Below are 20,447 nucleotides of genomic sequence, written 5' to 3'. Positions count from 1 at the left end.
GGTGGGAAACAGCCGGCCCGAGGCCACCTGCAGCAGGGTCGTCTTCCCGGCGCCGTTGGGACCGAGGACCACCCATCGCTGGCCGGGGAACACCGCCCACGACACGTTCCTGAGCAGGTATGACCCATCTCGCACGACATTGACATTGTCGAGGCGCAGCACCGCGTCCGGCATACAGCTCACGTTACGCGACACCAGACTTCCCGATGCCGCCGGGACGGCCGGTCCACCCGTATCAGCCCGCCACCCGGTCAACCCGCCACCCGGTCAACCCCGCCCCGGCCGTCCGGATGGATTTCACCTGCCGGACTGGGGTAAATCAGACATATCTAACAGACCACGCAATTGTCCCTCCATGGCCCTGGCGTCAGGCCGGTTCGGGCGGGGTCGTCCCGGTCAGGTCGATCTCGGCCCACACTGCCTTCCCGTCGGCGACCGGACGGACGCCGTGCCGAACGGCGAGCCGGGAGACCAGGTGGAGCCCGCGGCCGGCCTCATCCTCGGCCGCGGCATGGCGCCGCCGCAGCACCCGGCCGCCACCGTCGGCGACCTCCACGACGGCCCGGTCGCCCAGCAGGCGCAGCCGCACCGACAGTGGTGGGCGACCATGCCGCACCACGTTGCTCGCCAACTCCGACAGCACCAGGATGATGGTGTCGACGACCTCCGAGGCCAGCGTCGCGTTCTCCAGCGCGAGCCTGGCCTGGGCCCGCACGGCGCGCAGGCTCGCCGCACCGTCGAAGGTCGCGTCCAGGAGGGCCGCCGCGGCCGTCAGTTCACCGGGCAACCGGGCGAACAGAAGCGCGACGTCGTCGGCCGCCGCCGCGTCGATCGTCCCCCCGGCCGTCCCGGAACCCACCGTCCCGGAACCCACCGGGCCGGGGGCGACGGCGGGACCGAGACCGGCACACGCCGCGGTGACCAGGTCGTCCAGATTCGCGGTGAACCTGTCGCTGGTGCGGGCGAGCGCGGCCGCGAGCTGCGAGACTCCGGCGTCGAGGTCGCGCGCACGTCCCCGGACGAGCCCGTCGGTGAACAGGGCGATCAGATATCCCTGTCCCAGTCGCACCGTGTACTCGGTCACGTCCGACCGGGCCACCCCGAGTGGAGACCCCACCGCCATGTAGAGCCTGGAGACCAGCCCGTCCGGCGCGACGACCAGGGGCGGCGGGTGCCCGGCACTCGCCAGCGTCAGCACCCCGCTGTCGATCTCGACGACCGCGTAGATGCAGGTGGCGATCTCCTCCCCGGGCAGGTCCGCGACGATGCCGTCCAGCAGCGTCAACACCTCGGCCGGGGGAAGATCGAGACAGGCGCAGGTGCGGGCCGCCGCGCGCAGCTGCGCCATCACCGCGGTCGCCCGGATCCCTCGGCCCATCACGTCGCCAATCATCAGGGCGACTCGCCCGGCTCCCAGGTCAATCACGTCGAACCAGTCGCCACCGGCGTCGTCACCGACCCCGCCGGGCAGGTAACGGGTGGCCACCTCGAGCCCGGACGGGACGGCGGGCGGAGAACCGCGCAACGCCTCACGCAGTGCCAGCGCATTGCTGCGCTCGGCCGCCCCCCGATCGATCCGGTCCAGGACGACCCCCACCCGGGCGGCGAGTTCGGTCAGCAAGAGCAGATCCGCTTCGGTGAACGGAGGTCGATCCGCAACGGCAGTCACACTCAGTACGGCGACGACGTGGCCGACCCGTACCACGGGTACGACAGCCATCGTGTGGGCCCCCACCTGGCGGATCCACCGCTCGGCGTCGGCCGGCGGATCCCACTCGCCCGCTGCCAGTGCGGCGATCAGCCGCTCGCCCTGGTGGGCGGCCCGGGCGAACGGACTCGTCGGCGACGTCGCCGCGCCGGCCCCCAAGGCGAACGGAGGCACCGTGCCGAGCCCGTCACGAGCCACGACAACGAGTGGATGCAGCTCGGGCACCGGCTCGGCCGCCCGGTCCCCCGCCGTCTCCTCGAGGCCCCCCGCGGCCCCGGCCCTGTCCCCGGCCGCGTCCCCGGCTCTGTCCCCGTCCCCGGCTCTGTCCCCGGCCGCGTCCCCGGCGTCAGCCCCGTCCCGGACGGGCACCGCGGCACCGCTCCAGGACGCCGGGACGGGAGCGGGCGTGCCGGTGACAAGCTGGACGACACACAGGTCGGCGACCTCCGCGACGATCAGCTCGGCCAGGGAGCGCAGGGCGACGGGAGGCTCGACGGCCGCGGCCACGATCCCGGTGGCTCGCTCCAGCAGCCGAAAGCGTCGATCGGCGAGTGCCAGGGCGGCCTGCGCCTCGCGCGTCGCCGCCAGGGTCCGATGACCGCGCGCGGCGTCGGCGGCGAGCTGTTCGTAGCCGGTGGCCCGTTCCAGGGCCTGCGCGCAGGCGTCGGCGATCGCGACGAGGGATGCCTGATCAGCGGCGGTGAACTCCCGCGCCTGGCGGAACCCGAAGGTCACCACGCCGAAGGGTGCGCCGCCCCCGACGGCCAGCGGCAGCATCGCCCAGGCGTGCTCACCCGCCGCGGCGGCGACGTCGGCGACCTCCGGCACCGGCCAGCGGGCGAGCAGCTCGTCGCGGTCGACGAGAAACAGTGCACGACCGCCCCGCATGACCTCCGCCAGCGGATGTACCGCGCCCAGCGCCACCTCCGACCATCGGGCGAGGCCGTCGGCGGGACCCGGCGGGGCGTGGAAGAGTAGCTGGTCGTGCGCCTCGTCCACGAGCGCGACGCCCCGGCTGGCGGCCCCGGCCATCCGTCCCCCGACGTCGAGGACGGTGGCGACGACGTCGTCCACGGTCAGGGTCCGGGCGAGCGCCACGGCCAACGTCGCGGTCTGTTCGGCCCGTTCCGTCGCGATCCGGGCCCGCTGGTCGGCCGTGGCCCGGTCAGCCTCGGCGGCGCGTACCTCGGTGAGATCGCGGATCACCCCGAGCCACTCGCCGGGCCGGCTGTTCGGCCGGCCGGCCGCCGGCATGGGAACGATGCGGGCCTCGACCACCCGCACGGCGGTGCGGTCGCCTCCGCCACCGGAGATCCGGAACTCGGCCTCGAAGGTCTCACCGTGCTCGATCGCCCCGCGCCAGGCGCGCCCGACCCGCTCCCGGTCGTCGGGATGGACCACGCCGAGCCAGCCGAACCCGGCCAGCTCCGCCGGATGCCGCCCGGTGAAGGCCCGCAGACGGGGCAGATCGGCATCGAGTGCCCCGTCGCCTTCGGCATGGAACACGTCCATCGCGGCGGCGTCCACGAGACCGAGGTAGCGTGCCTCGGCCCGCGCCCGCTCCCTCTCGACCGCCCGCGTCCCGCTGGCGTCGATCGCGACGAACGCCACGCCCACCAGCCCGACCTGAGGGTCGTTCACCGGATACCAGCTGGCGAGCCACGTCTGCGGCGGTCCGGAACCATCGGTGGCGACCACGACCTCCAGGTCCACCACCGGCTCGCCGGTGCGCAGCACCCGTGCCAGCAGAGCGTCGAGTTCCTGGCCGGTGTCGCCGAGGAGCTCGGAGACGGTACGGCCGAGGTGCTCGTGGACCGGCCGGCGGTCGAACCGGGCGAGTGTGTCGTTCACCCGCAGGAACCGCCCGGCCGGGTCGAGCAGGGCGAGACCGGCCGGGGCCCACGCGAACAGCGCGTCTAGCATCACGAACGTGGCCACGGGGTCGGTTCCCGGGGCGTGTCCGGGCGGGGGAAAACCGGCCCGGCCCGGTCCCGGCAGCCCCGCCGGATCGGACCGGCGCATCCCTGGCGTATCCGGCGTGCGGCGCGGCTCGGTGCCGTCGATGACATCCCGTATGACCGGCTCGGCGGTCACGGCCGGAGCGGCCGGCCGGGCGACCATGGGCCAGCCCTCGGGTAGCTCGGGTAGCTCGGAGCCGGCTCCCCGGTCCTGACGGGGGCCGGTATCCGGGCCGGGAGCGTGCTTAGGGCCGGGGACCTGGTTCGGGCCGGGATGCGCGCGTGGGCCGGGGTTGGTGTGTGGGCCAGGGCTGGTGTGTGGGCCGGCCGGCGGTCCCCCTTGGGACCGGGTGACCGGAGTCGGTCCCGGGGAGACATCCCCCTGGCCGGACGGAACAACGCCCGATGGCCAGGAGGCGGATCCCGGGGGGCTCACGGAGAAGCGCGCACCCGCGGGCCCCGCGCCCACCGGCCCCAGATCCACCGGCAGCGCCTCCGACAGCCCGACGTTCGCCGGCCGGTACATCGGCACGAGAGACGCCTGCCCAGGCATCCCCTCTACGGGGGTACCAGGCGTCCCGGCAGCTCCCGCAGAATCAGGGGAGAGCATCGGGAATGCGCCGGAAGCGGGCCAGACGGGCGGCTGCGCGGAGTGCGGCGACGTCATGGGAGACGATTGTGGACGGCGTGCGCATGTTGTGCTGAACCGCCCCGGGTAGTCGCCCCGTCCGGAGTCGGGCGGTTCGGTGTCCAGAACCGCCGAGGTCCGACGTCCGCGCGGGGCGCCGACGGCCCAGCGACGATCTCCACGGACAGCACGGTCACCCGCCCGGTCGACACGATCACTGGATCCAACGTGAGATGAACCACCTCCGGCACGTCGTCGGCAAGCCGGGCGATCCTGAGGACCAGGTCCTCCAGCGCGGCGATGTCGACCGGCGTCGAGCCGAGGTATCCCAGCAGCAGCGGCGCCGCCCGCACCGAACGCACGAGGCGCGCCGCGTCGACGTCGGTAAGGGGAAGGATGTGGTGTGCGCGGTCCCCCAGCAGCTCGGTCGCGGGGCCCGCGAGGCCAAACGAGACCAGGGGACCGTACCGGGGATGCTCCTCGGAACCGACGACCACCGGCACGCCGACCGGCGCCATCCGCTGGACGACAATCGGCACCTCCACCCCGAGCTGGGAGCGCAGCGACGCCCATGCCGCCCGCACGGCTGCCGCGTCGGGCAGGTCGAGACGCTGACCGCGCAGGTCCGGACAATGCCGGTAGGGTCGCGACCGCGCCTTGAGCGCCACCGGATAGCCGCACTGGCCCGCCGCCTCGACGGCCCGGCGCGGGGACGTCACCAGGACGGCCGGCTCCACCGTGACGCCGTAGCAGTCCATCAGGGCGGCGGCCTGATCCTCCGGAAGGCGACCGGTGAGTCCGGCGACGAGCGAACGCGCCTCGTCTGCCCGCACCGCCGTCGTCGGCACGGTGCCGATCGGGCGTGCCCGCCACTGGGCGTAGCCCACCACCCGGCGCAGCGCGGCGACGGCCGCCTCCGGCGACGAATAGGCCGGAATGCCGGCGAGCTCGCCGGGCATCTCGCCCCCCTGCACGGCGGCGAGAACCGGGATCTTGATGGTCGCGGCAGCCGCGGCGGCGGCCGCCGCGATCGGCCCGGCCGGGGACGGCGGCAGCCGGACCAGCGTGGCGATCAGCGCATCCGCCCGGTCCGCCGCGGAGGTCAACGCCCGGGTGAGGTCCCCGGGGGAGCTGCCAACCGGGAGGAGCACCTCCTCGACCCTGAGCCCGGCCGCGTCGGCGGCACGGGCCGTCAGCCGGACCAGGGCCCGGGAGTCGCCGACGACGGCGACCCGACCGCCCGCAGGCAGCGGCTGCGTGGTGAGCAGCAGCGCGACGTCGAACGCCTGGGAGACCCGGTCGACGCCGATCACCCCGGCCTGCCGCAGAAGCGCGTCGTCAAGGGTCGAACGGCCGGAGTACACGACGATCACCGGTTTACGCCGACCCACCCGCCGGGCCAGCCGGGCGAACTTGCGGGGATTACCGAAGGTCTCCAGATGCATAATCATCGCGTCGGTCCCGGGGTCCTCCTCCCAGTACTGGAGCAGGTCGTTACCGCTCACGTCGGCCCGGTCCCCGGCGGAGACGAAGACCGACAGACCGACCTCGCGCGCGGCCGCCGCCGCCAGGATGGCCCCGCCGAACGGACCCGACTGGGAGTAGCAGCCGATGCGGCCGGCCGGGGGCATCCGGGGCACCATCGAGGCGTTCAACCCCGCCGCCGGATTCTGGATGCCCATGCTCGCCGGGCCGACCACCCGCAGGCCATCCGCCCGGGCCTCGGCCACCAGGGCCGCGTCTGCGGCGGCGTCGCGCTGGTCGGTGAGGACGACCAGTCCCCAGACCCCGGCCCGCCCGCAGGCGGTGACGACGTCAGGCACCTGCGCGGGCGGCACGCACACCACGGCCAGGTCGACCGGACGCGGCACGTCCTCGATGCCGGCGTAGGCCTGGATCGACGCCACCGCGCCGCCGGCTGCGGCCGCGGCCGGGTTTACCGGGTAGACGGGGCCGTCGAAGCCGCCGGCGAGCAGGTGACGCAGGACCGCGTTGCCCACGGACCCGGCGGACCGCCCCGCACCGATGACGGCGATCGCGCGCGGATGCAGCAGCCGACCGATCGAGGCGGCCTCGGCATGGTGCTCCCGGGCCCGCATCACCCCGACCGACTTCTGGGTGGGGGTGATCTCGAAGGACAGCCGGACCGCGCCCGAGTCCCAGGTCCTCGAGACCGTGTAACCGGCATCGAGAAAGACCCGAATCATCTGCTGGTTCTCCCCGAGCACGTCGGCGTCGAAGCGGCGGATCCCGCGGTCCCAGGCCGCGGCGGCAAGATGCTCCAGCAGCACCGAACCCAGCCCTCGTCCCTGCTGGGCGTCCTCCACCAGGAAGGCGACCTCCGCCTCGGTCGGCCGTGCGGCGGTGCTCTCCCAGTGGGAGACCGCGACCAGGTCGTCGCCGATCATTGCGACGATGGCGCCGCGCAGCCGCTGGTCGACGGTCGTCATCCGGTGGATGTCGGCGTCACTCAGGGCACGGCGCACGGCGAAGAACCGGAAGTAGATCGACTGGGTCGACAGCCGGGTCCAGAAGGTCCGCAGCAGCGGGCCGTCCGTCGGCAGGATCGGGCGGATGTGGGCGGTGCCGCCGTCACTGAGGATGACGTCGGCCTCCCACTCGGCCGGATAGACGACCGGAGGCTCGGTGCTCACGCGGCGCTCACCCGGTTCTCACGCAGTGCTCAGCTCTTACTCCGTGCTCAACGGTCGACGGTGGGGTCGAGGCCGTGCAACGGCAGCACCTGACGCCGGGTCGCCGCCACCGTCCGGTCCAACGGATCGTCGGGGTCTCCCTCGCCCGCGTCCCAGGGACGGTACCGGACGCTCACCCCGTCCCCGAGCGCCCGGGGCATGGCGGCGGCGCCGAGGGACTTCTGCCCGGTCGCCGCCCGCACCCGTCCCGGCGCCGCGGACCGCCAGTCCTCCGGCAGGGCGCGGCCGGCATCCAGGGGCACGTGGCCGGCGATCGCCAGCAGCTGCGTCCAGGCCCGCGGCACGACCGTGTCCAGCGCGTACCCGCCACCGCCGCAGGCCAGCCAGCGCCCGTCGCAGACCTCGTGGGCCAGCGCGTGCAGCAGGTCGTAGGAGGCCCGTTGGCCGTCCACCGACAGCGCCAGATCGGCCAGCGGGTCGAAGGCGTGCGTGTCGCAGCCGTGCTGGGTCACCAGCACCTGCGGCCGGAAGGACCGCAGGAGCACCGGCACCACCCCGGAGAAGGCGCGCAGCCAGCCGGCATCGCCGGTGGCGGGGGGCAACGCCACGTTCACCGCGGTGCCCTCCGCGGCGGGAGCACCCACCTCGGTCGGGAATCCGGTGCCCGGGAAGAGGGTGCTCCCCGTCTGGTGCAGGGAGATGGTGAGCACCCGCGGATCGTCGTAGAACGCCGTCTGCACGCCGTCGCCGTGATGCACGTCCACGTCGACGTACGCCACTCTGGTGGCTCCGGCGGAAAGCAACCAGGCGATCGCAATCGCCGGGTCGTTGTAGATGCAGAATCCGCTCGCCATTCCCGGCATCGCGTGATGCAGCCCCCCGGCGATCGACACGGCGTGCCGCGGCGGCCCCCTCCACACCGCCCGTGCCGCCTCGATCGTGCCACCGGTGATGAGCGCGGCGGCCTCGTGCATCCGTTCGAAGATGGGGTTGTCGGCTGTGCCCAGGCCGAACAGGGCCGCGAACCTTGCCTGCGCCGGGTCGGGCGCGGCACGGACCGCGCTCAGGTAGACCGGATCGTGGATCAGGCCGATGAGGTCGTCGGAGGCGAGGGTCGGCCTGGAGATCCGGATGCCCGGTGCGTCGAGAACGCCGAGACTCATAGCGAGGTCCATGGTGAGCTCGAGCCGCACGGGATGCAGCGGATGCGCCGGCCCGAAGTCGTAGCCGGCCATGGCCGGATCCCAGGTCACGACCGTCGGCTCGGCCAGCGGCTCGGCCGACGGGCGACCGTCGGCCCGCCGCTCGGAATCGCCCGGGACACTCATCTGTCGACCGTAGCCCGATCACGCTCCCGGAGGTAGCGGTGGTGTCGGTGACGAGGATCCAGGGCCGTCGATGAGGCACGTAGATCTGCCCGGAATGGCCTAGGGTCAGTGCCCGTGGCAGCAGACCGAGTGACACCGGACCATACGGCGATGGAGGACGGGCGGCAGCCGGCCGGCCGTGGTGGTGGGCCGGTGGCTGCCGGCACGCCGCTGTGGGAACCGCCTCCCCGTCGGATCAGCCAGGCCGCGGTGACCAACTACCGCGCCTGGCTCGCCGCCGAGCGGGGGGTTGAGCTCGCCGACGACACGCGCCTGTGGGAGTGGTCGGTTACCGACCTGGACGCGTTCTGGGAGTCGATCTGGGATTTCTGCGCGGTCGAGGGGGACCGCGGCACCGGTCCGGCGCTCGCCGACGCGGCGATGCCCGGCGCGGTCTGGTTTCCCGGTGCCCGGGTAAACTACGCGGAGAACGCGCTCACCCGGAGCGGGCCAGCTCCGGCCGTCATCGCCGTACGCGAGGACGGTGCCACGGCAGTGGTGTCCTGGGACGAGCTGCGCCGGCAGGTGGCGAAGGCGGCGGCGGGACTGCGGAGCTTGGGTGTCGCCGAGGGTGATCGGGTCTGCGCCGTGCTGCCCAACACCGTCTACGCGGTGGTGGGGATGCTGGCCGCCGCCAGCATCGGCGCGGTGTGGTCGTCATGCTCGCCGGAGCTCGGCCCGACGGCCCTGCGCGCGCGGTTCGGCCAGATCGACCCGAAGGTCCTGATCGGCGTTGACGGCTACAGCTACCGCGGGAAGAGCTACGACACCCTCGCCGCCCTCGCCGCGCTCGCGGGCGACCTGCCGGGACTCGGGGCAAGCGTGATCGTGCCGTACCTGTGGCCGGACGCGCTCTCCCGGGCCCGGGCCGCGGGGCTACCGGGACTGCTCACCTGGGACGAGCTGATGGCTTCGGAGACCTCCGAGCCCGAGTTCACCCGGGTCGCCTTTGACGCACCGCTGTGGATCCTCTACTCGTCCGGCACGACCGGCCCCCCCAAAGCGATCGTGCATGGCCACGGCGGCATCCTGCTGGAGCACCTGAAGTCGCTGGCGTTGCACCTCGATCTCGGTCCGGACGACCGGTTCTGCTGGTTCACCACGACCGGCTGGATGATGTGGAACTACCTGGTCTCCGGTTTGCTCGTCGGCGCGACCGTCGTGCTCTACGACGGAGCGCCCGGCTACCCGGCGCTCGGCACCCTGTTCGGTCTGGCGGAGGCCCTGGAGCTCACGTGCCTGGGCACGTCCGCGGGCTACCTGCAGGCTTGCGAGGACGCCGGGCTGGTCCCGCGCGAGTTCGCCGATCTGTCCAGGCTGCGCACCGTCGGATCGACCGAATCGCCACTGTCCGCAGCCGGCTATGCCTGGGTGTACGAAGCGGTGAGCCCGACCGTGATGCTGTCGTCGATCAGCGGTGGCACCGACGTCTGCACGGCGCTGGTGGCAGGCCTGCCGACGATGCCGGTGCGGGCCGGGGAGATCGGATCGCGCGCGCTGGGCTGCGCGGTGCGCGTCTTCGACGAGGCCGGCGAGGAGGTCGTTGACGAGGTCGGTGAGCTCGTCGTGACCGCGCCGATGCCGTCCATGCCGCTGTGCTTCTGGGCCGACCCGGACGGCGGCCGGCTGCGGGAGAGCTACTTCTCCGTCTACCCCGGCGTCTGGCGCCACGGGGACTGGGCGAGGATCACGCCTACCGGTGCCGTCGTCATCCAGGGACGTTCGGACGCGACGTTGAACCGCGGCGGCGTCCGGATCGGCACCAACGAGCTCTACAGCGTGGTCGAGCGGGCCCCCGGGATCGCAGACAGCCTCGCGGTCGACACCGCGGACGAGCGCGGGCACGGCGAGCTGCTCCTCTTCGTCGTCCTCACCGAGCCCGGCCTGACCGATGCGGTGGCCGCCCGGCTGCGTGAGGTTCTGCGCGCCGAACTCAGCCCACGCCACGTCCCCGACCGGATCATCGAGATCACCGAGATCCCTCGGACCCACACCGGCAAGAAGCTCGAGGTACCGGTGAAGCGCCTGCTCGCCGGAACCGCCCTGGACGAGGCCGTGAGCCTCGACTCGGTCGCCAACCCCGATGCCCTGCTGCCCTTCGCCGCCGCCTCGGCCCGGTCCCGGCGGTCGGCGCCGGAGCCGAGGACGGGAACCACGCTGGAACCCGGCACCGGATCCGGCGGGGAGGCCGAACCCGGAGCCTGATACGGCAAAGCCGGATCTTCGCCCGGCAAAAACGAAGATCCGGCTTTCATCGATCACGCGATCATGGCGTGACCGCCATGATCGCGGTACTCCTGTCTTCCACCCCCGTGCACCTGTGCACGTGCCCCGCAGACCCGACCGGAGGTGCGTTCGCCCGATCGATCAGTCGAGGAACTCGCGCAGCCGACCGGCGACGGCGGGCTTGCGCAGCTCCCGAAGCGTGTCCCGCTCGATCTGACGGATGCGCTCACGGGTCAGGCCGAGCCGGTTGCCCACCTCGGCGAGGGTGTGCTGCTTGCCGTCGGCGAGACCGAAGCGCAGCCGCATCACCTCGCGCTCCCGCGGGCTCAGGCCACCGAGGACGTTATCGATCTCGTCCTGCATGGCGCCGTAGGAGGCGGCGTCCGCCGGGGAGGTCGCGTCGGAGTCCTCGATGAAGTCGCCGAGCACGGAGTCGCCGTCGTCGCCGACCGAGGTCTCCAGGCTGACGGTGTCCTGCGCATACCGGCGCAGCTCCACCACCTGCTCGATCGGCATGTCCAGCTCGAGGGCGAGCTCCTCGTCGGTCGGCTCACGGCCGAGCGTGGAGACGAGCTGGCGCTGCAACCGGGTAATCTTGTTGATCTGCTCGACCACGTGGACCGGGATGCGGATCGTCCGCGCCTGGTCGGCGAGCGCCCGGCCGATAGCCTGGCGGATCCACCAGGTTGCATAGGTCGAGAACTTGTAGCCCTTGGCGTAGTCGAACTTCTCCACCGCGCGGATAAGGCCGAGGTTGCCCTCCTGGACCAGGTCCAGCAAGGTCATCCCGCGACCGCTGTACTTCTTGGCGACGGAGACCACCAGCCGCAGGTTCGCCGAGACGAGCTGCTGCTTGGCGGCATGGCCGTCCTTGACGAGCAGACCGAGGTCACGACAAAGGTCGGCGGGCAGGTCGGGGACACTCTCGAGCTTGTACTCGGCGAACAGGCCCGCCTCGACCCGCTTGGAGAGTTCGACCTCCTGGGCGGCGTTGAGCAGCGGCACCTTGCCGATCTCGCGCAGGTACATGCGTACGAGGTCGGCGGTACCCGCGTGTTCGGCAGTGGACCGGCTGGCGGCGGTGGCGTCATCGCTCGCATCCTCCTCGTCGAGGAGTTCGACGCCAGCGGCGTTGATGCGCGCGATGAGAACGGGCAACAGTTCGATACCGAGGTCCGCGGACTCGAGCGCGTCACGCAGCTCGGAGCGGCTGATCTCGCCGGCCTCGCGACCACGGGCGATGACCTCGGCCACCGCGCCCGCGTCGAGCTCGTCGGTATCGTCGGGAACAGCGGCCAACGAACGGCTGGGAGCGGTGCGGACAGGAGGAGCGGCCCGACGGGCGCGCCGCGGGCTGCGCGGGCGGTTGTCATCGGTGCGCTCGGCAAATTCCAGAGCAGGCAGCGTCATCAGTGGCAAATCCGATGGTCGGTGCGGGTGGGTCGTCTCGTTCTGTGCACGTGGGAGGTAACGAACGAAGACGCGGAACCATTCCCCGTGCAGGCACACCCGGACATCAGCGATCGCCGGGCCTACCAAGCAGTGTAGACCCTAGCCCTCGAGACGCTGCACTCGCTGCCGCGAAGATTACCTGGCAGATTCCGCCCTGTGGCGCGAACCGCGAACTCTCCTGAGCTTCTCCAGTGGCCGCGCACCCTGCGGATCAGGCCAGTGGCAACTATAAGTAACAGGTACATTACTCGTCGTAGAAGTTTTTGTGTTCTGCCATCCGTGCCATATTTTCCGACGATCACCGGTCGGTGCTAACCCGTAACGGTAGTCGGCAAGCCGACACCCGCGACCCGGCCCCGGGCTCTCCACCGAGACGGAACGACCGGCGGGCCGACGCGGGCGCCGCCGACGCCGCCCCGGTGCCGCCCCGGTGCCCACCCACGCCACCCGGTGCCGCCCCCACGCCGAGGCACTCGAGAACGGCGATTCCGTTAGGCGGGCCACACCCGACGGGCCCTGCCTCTGTGCACAGCGTGTAACCGCTACTCTCACACGATGCCCGTCCCCAGCCTTCCCGCAGACCTGGCGGCACTACGGGAAACCGCGATCGACGTGCTACGAGACAACGACCTCGGCGACATCACCCGGCCCTCCCCGACGCTCTACCCGCACCAGTGGCTCTGGGACAGCTGCTTCATCGCGATCGGACTGCGCCATCTCGACCCGGGACGGGCCGCCAAGGAGGTCCTCTCGCTGCTGCGAGGCCAGTGGCCGAACGGCATGATCCCCCACGTGATCTTCGCGGAGACCTCGGACTTCTATCACGCCGGTCCGCAGCGCTGGCGCTGCGACCGGGTGACCACAACCGCCGGCGGAGTGCAGAGCACGGGGGTCACCCAGCCGCCGATGATCGCCGAAGCCGCCGTCCGGATCGCCGCCATGATGACGCCATCCGCCCGCGACGCCTTCTACCGCGCGTTGCTCCCCGGCCTGCTGCGCTTCCATACGTGGCTCTACCTCGAACGCGACCCCGACGACGACGGTCTCGTCACACTGGTCCACTCCTGGGAGTCGGGGATGGACAACACGCCGGCCTGGATGGAGATCACCAGGCCAGCGGCTCCGCTGGGGGTGCGGGCACTGCGCCGGATCAACGGCGGCGACGCCATGGACGCGCTGCGGCGCGATTCCAAGGAGGTCCCCCCCGACGAGCGGCTCACCTCGGGAGACCTGTTCACGCTCTACCGGATCGTGCGTGAGCTGCGGCGGGCACACTACAACTTCCGCGAGATCCGCCGGACCATCGTCCCCCTCGTCCAGGACGTCGCCTTCAACGCGATCCTCATCCGGGCCAACGAGCACCTCACCGCCATCGCCGCCGAGATCGGCCAGACCATCCCCGCCCGGTTGCGGCGGTCCATGCACAGGACGCGCGAGGCGATCGAGCGGCTCCACACCGACGGCACTTACTACAGCCGCGACTTCCGGACGGGAACGCTGCTGCGCCACGAGACGATCTCGGGGTTCCTGCCGCTCTATGCCGGGGTCGTGCCCGAGGACCGGGTCGACGAGATGGTCAAGACGCTCACCTCACCGCGCTACTGGTCTCGGTTCGGCATCGCGAGCGTGCCGCTCGACGGCCCGGGCTTCCTTCCCCGGTGTTACTGGCAGGGTCCCGTCTGGGTCAACATGAACTGGCTGATCGCCGACGGGCTGGAGCGTTACGGCCGGCTCGACGCCGCGGAGAACCTGCGCCAGAACACGATCGACATGATCGCCTCGTCCGGGGCGATGTTCGAGTACTACTCACCCCTCGACGGTTCCGGCGCGGGCAGCAACCGGTTCTCCTGGACCGCGGCGCTCCTGGTCGACCTCCTCGCCGCCGAGCACTGAGCCACGCCACCGAGCACTGTCTCGGACCGGGCACCCGGTGCGGACCGGGCACCCGGTCGGACCGGCCGCTGCGACGCCTAGCTGCAGCCGCTGGTCGAACCGCACTGCTCGCAGACGTAGCAGCTACCGGCTGGCCGCATGGTCACCCCGCAGGTGAAGCAGAGCGGAGCATCGACCACGGTCTGCGCGACGAGCGACTCACCGGGCGGTGCCAGCCGCAACTCCCGTGCCACGTACGCCGGGCCGTTCCCCACCGCCGGACCGGGCGGGACACCCGGGTCACCCCGATCGGCGACGGAAGCCGAGGATCCGGTCACCGCGGCCCCCTGGGATCCGGCCGGGTCGTCGATCCCGGCGGGCTGCGCCGGTCCCGCGACCCGACGGGCCCGGTCGGCCGCGGTCGAGATGCCGAGTTCGGCCCGCTGATCGGCGTCGAGATAGTCGAGCGCGAGGCGACGGAACAGATAATCCATGATCGACTGGGCGATCCGCACGTCCGGGTCGTCGGTCATCCCGGCCGGCTCGAACCGCATGTTGATGAACTTGCTGACGTACGCCTCCAGCGGCACGCCGTACTGCAGGCCGATCGAGATGGCGATCGCGAACGCGTCCATCACGCCCGCCAGGGTGGACCCCTGCTTCGACATCTTGATGAAGACCTCACCGAGGCCGTCGTCCGGGTAGGAGCCGGCGGTCAGATAACCCTCGGCCCCCCCGACGGAGAAGGACACCGTCCGCGACGGGCGGGTCTTCGGCAGCCGGCGGCGCACCGGCCGGTACTCGACCTCCACCGGGGCGGGCCCGGCGGAGCCGGCGGTCCCGGCCCCGTCTCCCGTGCCAGCTGGGGTGGCGGCCAGCTCGGCGGCCTGCTTCGCCCCCTTGACGTCGGTCAGCGGCTGGCCGACCTTGCAGTTGTCCCGGTAGATGGCGAGGGCCTTCAGACCCAGCCGCCACCCTTCCAGGTAGATCTGCTCGACGTCGGCGACCGTGGCGGTCGAGGGCATGTTCACCGTCTTCGAGATCGCGCCGGAGAGGAACGGCTGTACCGCGGCCATCATGCGGACATGGCCCATCGGGGAGATCGCGCGGTCCCCGATGGCGCAGTCGAACACCTCGTAGTGCTCTGGACGCAGGCCGGGAGCGTCGATGACGTGCCCGTGCTCGGCGATGTACTCGACGATCGCCTCGATGGTCTCCTCGGGGTAACCAAGCGCCTGCAGGGCCGCCGGGACCGTCTGGTTCACGATCTTCATGCTGGCGCCGCCGACCAGCTTCTTCATCTTCACCAGGGCGAGGTCCGGCTCGATGCCGGTGGTGTCGCAGTCCATCGCCAGACCGATCGTGCCCGTCGGGGCGAGCAGGCTGGCCTGCGCGTTGCGCCATCCGTGCTTCTCACCGACGGTCTGCGCCCGGGCCCATTCCCGGGACGCGGCGGCGAGGACCCGGGAGTCCTCGGCGTGCACGCTACGCACCGCGTCGTTCGCGGCGGCATGCTTGCGCACCACCCGCCGGTGCGCGCCCGCGTTGCGGGCGAAGCCGTCGTAGGCGCCGACGATCCCGGCGAGCTCGGCGGAGCGCCGGTAGGCGGTGGCCGTCATCAGCGAGGTGATCGATGCGGCCAGCGCCCGGCCGCCGTCCGAGTCGTAGGCCCGGGCGCTGGCCATCAGCAGGGCACCGAGGTTGGCGTAGCCGATGCCGAGCTGTCGGTAGGCCCGGCTGACCCTGGTGATCTCCGGCGTCGGGAAGTCGGCGAAGCAGATCGAGATGTCCATCGCGGTGATGATCAGCTCGACCGCCGCGACGAACGCCTCGGCGTCGAAGCTGCGGTCCGGGCGCAGGAACTTCAGCAGGTTCAGCGAGGCCAGGTTGCAGCTGGAGTTGTCCAGGTGCACGTACTCGCTGCACGGGTTGGAGGCGCTGATCCGGCCGCTCTCGGGGCAGGTATGCCAGTCGTTGATCGTTCCGTCGTACTGGATGCCGGGATCGGCGCAGGCCCACGCGGCCTCGGCGATCGTGTGGAACAGCCCGCGGGCGTCCACCGTCTCCAGGACGCGGCCGTCGAGGCGGGCCCGCAGGTCGAAGCCGCCGCCGTCGACGACCGCCCGCATGAACTCGTCGGTCACCCGGACGGAGTTGTTGGCGTTCTGGTACTGCACGGAGGCGATGTCGCGCCCGCCGAGATCCATGTCGAAGCCCGCGTCCCGCAACGCCCGGATCTTGTCTTCTTCCCGGGCCTTCGTCTCCACGAACTCGACGATGTCGGGATGATCGACGTCGAGCACGACCATCTTCGCCGCCCGCCGGGTCGCGCCACCCGATTTGATCGTACCCGCCGAGGCGTCGGCGCCGCGCATGAAGCTCACCGGCCCGGACGCGGTGCCCCCGGAGGACAGCAGCTCCTTCGAGGACCGGATGCGGGACAGGTTGAGCCCGGCCCCGGAACCCCCCTTGAAGATCAGCCCCTCTTCCCGGTACCAGTTCAGGATCGACTCCATGGTGTCGTCCACGGAGAGGATGAAGCAGTTGTGCACACGTAGGCCGGCGGAGAGGTACTCGCCGCTGTCGGTCTGGATGTCGTAGACCGGCATCGGCCCGCGCGGCTCAATGCGCTCGATCTGCAACCGCTTCACCGGCTCCGCGGCCCGGCCGGGCTGATCGAACGACGCCTCCAGCTTCGCGGCCTTCACCGGGTCGAGGAAGCCGATCTCGTCCGCGAATGTCCGCCGGTCACCGGCGTTCTGAATGCCCAGGCTCCAGAGGTCGTGGCGGTCGGGTCGCGGATCCGCCTCGCGGCGTACCCGCGCGAAGATGCCGAACCGGGCGAGCAGGCCCTGCACCCCGCGAATGAGGCCCTCGCTGATCATGTCCAGCCCGATCAGCGTCGAGCGCTCCCGGCGGGACACGTAGCCATCGGCCTGGAACAGGCTGCGCAGATAGGCCGCGACAACGGGCAGCGGAGCGTCATACAGCCGGGTCGGCACAGTCATCGCCTCGATGGTCAGCGAGGCGTTCGTACCGGCGTACCGACCAACAAAACCGTCCGCCTGCAGCCGGCCCGCGAGCGCCGCCTCGGCGATCTCCCGTGAGGTGATCTCACCCTCGCCAGGGGCGATGGTGAGATGCCACTCGAGGGTGTCCCCGGCCCGCAGCGTGCCGGCGGGAACGAAGGCCCCGGCACCCGCGGAGGTGCTCCGCCACACCAGATGATCGGCGGTGACGTCGAGCGCGTGACCGGCCTTCGTCCAGATCCGCAGGACGTCCTTGACGCCGTTGGACTTGGTCGCGATCACCTGGGTCAGACCGTGCGCGTCGAAGACCTTCGTCCCCACCGCGTCCGCCTCCACCAGGGCGCCGATGGGAACCAGACCAGACGGCGTGCTGACGAGGGCGTCATAGGGCTGGCACGCCGAGACCTGCTGCGGCGCGGGGGTTCCCACGTTGAACCAGACCGGCGAGTTGAAGCTGAAGACCTGGTGGAGCAGCATCCAGGCCAGTTCGTGCTCGAAGATCTCGGCGTCGGTGCCCGAGGCGAAGTAGCCGTGCTCGCGGCCAGCCGCGCCGTAGGCGTGCACGACCCGGTCGATCAACTGCCGCAGCGACCACTCCCGGCCCGGCGTGCCGGGCGCCCCGCGGAAGTACTTGCTGGTAACAATGTTGGAGGCGTTCACCGACCAGAACTGCGGGAACTCCACTCCCCGCTGCTCGAAGTTGACCGAGCCGTCCCGCCAGTTGGTCATGACGACGTCCCGGGACTCCCAGGTGACCTCGTCGTACGGGTGGACGCCGGCGGTGGTGCGTGACCGCTGGATCTTCAACCCACTCGCTTTCGCCGCTGACCTGCTCGGCTTCGTGCCGCGGCTGTCGGTCATGACGCTCCTCGTCTTCACTCGTCAGCTTCAACCTTCAACAATGTGTTGTGGGCATCCCCGCCCCGGGCCGCCGCCAGCGGACGTCGGGACGGTGCGGGGCCGGGCCTCCGCGCACGGCGGTGCCCGCGGGGACGAGCACGCGCACGGCGAACACGCATGACGAACGGCACCAGCCAGGTCGAGCCGGGCCGCAGGTGTGCCGTCCGGGAGGTCCGCGGTCCTCGCACGGCCGCGACGCGGGATGTCACCCGTCGCCGGCGGGACCGGGCCGGCACGGTGAACCAGGGCGATGTAGGACGCTTCCGGCCGAGTGGTCCCGGCCCTACCTGCTATGCACCTGCTGGGTGCCGGTCACCGGCGAGGCATCGACGGCGCCGCGCGGGACCGGTCGAGCTGGTCCATCCCGCATGGTGGGAGGTCCGGCGGCCTCGGAGCGCAACGCGACGATCGCGGATTCGAAGTCGGTCAACGACTCGAAGGCCAGATACACCGAGGCGAAGCGGAGATAAGCCACCTCGTCGAGCTCACGGAGCGGACCGAGGATCGCCCGGCCGATCGCCTCCGCGGGCACCTCCGCCGACCCCGACGAGCGGACGGCATCCTCTACCCGCTGCGCCAGAAGCGCGAGATCATCATCCCGCACCGGCCGGCCCTGGCAGGCCTTGCGGACACCGGCGATGACCTTGGCCCGGCTGAACGGCTCGGCCGCCCCGCTGCGCTTGCGAACCTGAAGGGACGCCTCCTCCATCGTAGTGAACCGGCGACCGCAGGACAGGCAGGACCGCCTGCGGCGGATCGCCGAACCCTCCTCGGCCTCCCGACTGTCGACGACGCGACTGTCCGGATGCCGGCAGAACGGGCACCGCACGCGCTACGCCTCCTTCGCCCGCGCCGGAGCCGACCGCCCCGGACCGGGGACGACGGGACACCGTTGAGGACCCGGCATCCACGCCGGACGGACCACCTTGTGGATGGACCGCCAGCTCCCCGTGGAAGACCTGTGGAACAACCTGTGGATGACTTACACCCCGGTAAGCACCAGATGTTGTGTCCACGGTAGCGCACGGCCCCAGAGATGGGGACAGCACCCCCGTATGGTCCGTGTGGTCCGCACCGCACGTCGACGAAAGACGACGGCGCGCGAGCCCCCGCGCCGAGACACTCGTGGACCCGGGAAGCCGGGGAAGCCGGGCGTCAGGGAAGGAGTAGCGACTGGCCCGGGGTGATCAGCGGCGACCGCAGGTGGTTCAGCCGCATCAGCCGGTCCACCACGACCCGGGTGTCGGCGCTCTCGTCGAGCGCCACCGCCACCGCCCACAGCGTCTCCCCCGGCACGACCAGATGGCGCCGCGGCGCCTCCGCGGCATCCGGCCCGGCGATCGACACCCCAGGCATGATCATGATTGCTACCGCCACGACAATCGCCACGACAATCGCCACGACAATCGATACCACCACCACCCGACCCCGCCGGGTCAGCCGGAGCGGCGGGGGTGCGGGCGGGCGACCCGGCGGGTATCCCGCCGGCCGGCGACCCGCCCGGTCCCTGGCCGTCGACAGGTCGACGACCCGCGCCCTGTGTGCGGATCCCATGGCACCCTCCCGTTCCGACGACACCGAACGCCGAAGATCGAACCTTCGTTCGATCGAACGCGTGGTCGATTGTCGCATCGGGAACCGGAAACCGCCAGGAACACGCTCGAACAGACGTTTGAGATTCTGCGACCCGCCGGTTACCGTCGAGTCGATCGGGTGTGAACCGGGCGGTTTCCCTCGGTCACGGACAGCGGCGAGTCGGTGGGTGACGGCTTCCGGAGCGGGACGGTCCGCCGTGCGGCCACCGGCCGGCCGGTGGCCGCACGGCGGAAGAAAAACGCGACGAGGAGAGCGGTAAGCGATGACTAGCCAAGGCAGGGGTACGCGCCGGGGCGGAACCCGCGGCAACGTGCGAGCCTTTCCCGAAGGCCCCGCGGACGCGGGCCTGACCCCCCGGCAGCGCAAGGTGCTAGAGGTCATCCGGGCCGCGGTGGAGCGGCGCGGATATCCGCCCAGCGTGCGGGAGATCGGTGAGGCGGTCGGCCTCACCAGCACCAGTAGTGTGGCTCACCAGCTCAAGGTGCTCGAGGAGAAGGGCTACCTGCGGCGGGACCCGAACCGCCCGAGAGCGATGGAGGTGCTGACCGTCGAGCACCCCCGGCGGCGCGCGGATGCGGACGCGGGCGCGACGACGGTGGCGGGCACGATTCCCATCATCGGTGAGGCGGCGCCGGGCACCACCGAAGGAAGCAAGTCGGACGCCGCCTACGTGCCGGTGCTGGGCCGAATCGCCGCCGGTGGCCCGATCCTGGCCGAGCAGGCGGTCGAGGACGTCTTCCCGCTACCCAGGGAGATCGTCGGCGAGGGCACTCTGTTCCTGCTCCGAGTCGTCGGCGACTCGATGATCAATGCGGCGATCTGCGACGGTGACTGGGTGGTCGTCCGCCAGCAGCCGGTCGCGGACAACGGGGAGATCGTCGCCGCAATGATCGACGGGGAGGCGACGGTCAAGCGCCTGCGGGTTCGGGACGGCAAGATCTGGCTACATCCGGAGAACCCGGCCTTCGCCGACATCGCCGGTGAGGATGCGACCATCCTCGGCCGGATCGTGGCTGTGCTCCGCAGGGTTTGACGTGGATCGGCCGGCCGCCCATCG

At 71.4% G+C, this 20,447-nt stretch carries 11 protein-coding genes; 3 read left to right on the top strand and 8 right to left on the bottom strand.

Translation table 11 applies throughout. From position 1 onward, the window contains the following. From AC08OQ_RS03220 to AC08OQ_RS03205, 4 genes are all read right to left on the bottom strand, one after another. The coding region (locus AC08OQ_RS03220) for an ATP-binding cassette domain-containing protein (RefSeq protein WP_476611892.1) at positions 1–174 on the bottom strand (174 nt) is incomplete at its 3' end. Positions 175–367: 193 nt separating this feature from the next. Further along, positions 368–3,829 carry a SpoIIE family protein phosphatase gene (locus AC08OQ_RS03215; RefSeq protein ID WP_476599426.1) on the bottom strand — a complete coding sequence of 1,154 codons (3,462 nt, stop codon included), beginning with the start codon at positions 3,827–3,829 and terminating at the stop codon, positions 368–370. 500 nt (positions 3,830–4,329) lie between these two features. Continuing rightward, positions 4,330–6,948: a bifunctional acetate--CoA ligase family protein/GNAT family N-acetyltransferase gene (locus AC08OQ_RS03210; protein WP_476611891.1), complete on the bottom strand. Its 2,619-nt coding sequence runs from the start codon at positions 6,946–6,948 to the stop codon at positions 4,330–4,332. A 47-nt stretch (positions 6,949–6,995) separates the two neighbouring features. Further along, the gene (locus AC08OQ_RS03205) at positions 6,996–8,276 is read right to left on the bottom strand and encodes an acetoin utilization protein AcuC (protein ID WP_476599422.1); all 1,281 of its coding nucleotides are present in this window, start codon (positions 8,274–8,276) and stop codon (positions 6,996–6,998) included. Positions 8,277–8,426: 150 nt separating this feature from the next. Here AC08OQ_RS03205 and AC08OQ_RS03200 point away from each other — a divergent pair, with 150 nt between their 5' ends. Further along, entirely contained in the window at positions 8,427–10,520 is a 2,094-nt protein-coding gene (locus AC08OQ_RS03200; RefSeq protein ID WP_476599420.1) for an acetoacetate--CoA ligase, read from the top strand. 162 nt (positions 10,521–10,682) lie between these two features. Here the strand turns inward: AC08OQ_RS03200 and AC08OQ_RS03195 are convergent, their stop codons facing one another. Next, positions 10,683–11,951, bottom strand: coding sequence for a sigma-70 family RNA polymerase sigma factor (locus tag AC08OQ_RS03195; protein WP_476592079.1), 1,269 nt, complete (start codon positions 11,949–11,951; stop codon positions 10,683–10,685). Positions 11,952–12,548: 597 nt separating this feature from the next. Here AC08OQ_RS03195 and AC08OQ_RS03190 point away from each other — a divergent pair. Then, positions 12,549–13,886, top strand: coding sequence for an amylo-alpha-1,6-glucosidase (locus tag AC08OQ_RS03190; RefSeq protein WP_476599418.1), 1,338 nt, complete (start codon positions 12,549–12,551; stop codon positions 13,884–13,886). Between the two features lie 77 nt (positions 13,887–13,963). On the opposite strand, the gene AC08OQ_RS03185 is transcribed toward AC08OQ_RS03190, so the two are convergent. The 3 genes from AC08OQ_RS03185 to AC08OQ_RS03175 all read right to left on the bottom strand — a co-directional run bounded on the left by AC08OQ_RS03185 (position 13,964) and on the right by AC08OQ_RS03175 (position 19,348). Next, positions 13,964–17,755 carry a vitamin B12-dependent ribonucleotide reductase gene (locus AC08OQ_RS03185; protein ID WP_476604426.1) on the bottom strand — a complete coding sequence of 1,264 codons (3,792 nt, stop codon included), beginning with the start codon at positions 17,753–17,755 and terminating at the stop codon, positions 13,964–13,966. 322 nt (positions 17,756–18,077) lie between these two features. Beyond that, complete coding sequence (gene nrdR / locus AC08OQ_RS03180; protein WP_476599782.1) at positions 18,078–18,623, bottom strand: transcriptional regulator NrdR; 546 nt, start codon at positions 18,621–18,623, stop codon at positions 18,078–18,080. Between the two features lie 326 nt (positions 18,624–18,949). Continuing rightward, positions 18,950–19,348, bottom strand: a complete 399-nt coding sequence (locus AC08OQ_RS03175; RefSeq protein WP_476599780.1) for a LysM peptidoglycan-binding domain-containing protein — start codon at positions 19,346–19,348, stop codon at positions 18,950–18,952. Between the two features lie 304 nt (positions 19,349–19,652). Between AC08OQ_RS03175 and lexA the strand changes: the two genes are divergently transcribed. Then, complete coding sequence (gene lexA, locus AC08OQ_RS03170) at positions 19,653–20,423, top strand: transcriptional repressor LexA (RefSeq protein ID WP_476599778.1); 771 nt, start codon at positions 19,653–19,655, stop codon at positions 20,421–20,423. Positions 20,424–20,447 lie beyond the last annotated feature (24 nt).

It is taken from the genome of Frankia sp. CcCS3 (assembly GCF_977927575.1).
Note: the sequence above shows the minus strand (reverse complement) of the source record. Positions and strands in the feature narration are given on the sequence as shown.

Excerpts from the sequence above, each read along its gene's own strand:
- AC08OQ_RS03195 (WP_476592079.1), bottom strand. The coding sequence starts at position 11,951 with ATGACGCTGCCTGCTCTGGAATTTGCCGAGCGCACCGATGACAACCGC.
- AC08OQ_RS03190 (WP_476599418.1), top strand. The coding sequence starts at position 12,549 with ATGCCCGTCCCCAGCCTTCCCGCAGACCTGGCGGCACTACGGGAAACC.
- AC08OQ_RS03200 (WP_476599420.1), top strand. The coding sequence starts at position 8,427 with ATGGAGGACGGGCGGCAGCCGGCCGGCCGTGGTGGTGGGCCGGTGGCT.
- AC08OQ_RS03185 (WP_476604426.1), bottom strand. The coding sequence starts at position 17,755 with ATGACCGACAGCCGCGGCACGAAGCCGAGCAGGTCAGCGGCGAAAGCG.
- AC08OQ_RS03205 (WP_476599422.1), bottom strand. The coding sequence starts at position 8,276 with ATGAGTGTCCCGGGCGATTCCGAGCGGCGGGCCGACGGTCGCCCGTCG.
- AC08OQ_RS03175 (WP_476599780.1), bottom strand. The coding sequence starts at position 19,348 with ATGGGATCCGCACACAGGGCGCGGGTCGTCGACCTGTCGACGGCCAGG.
- AC08OQ_RS03215 (WP_476599426.1), bottom strand. The coding sequence starts at position 3,829 with ATGGTCGCCCGGCCGGCCGCTCCGGCCGTGACCGCCGAGCCGGTCATA.
- lexA (WP_476599778.1), top strand. The coding sequence starts at position 19,653 with ATGACTAGCCAAGGCAGGGGTACGCGCCGGGGCGGAACCCGCGGCAAC.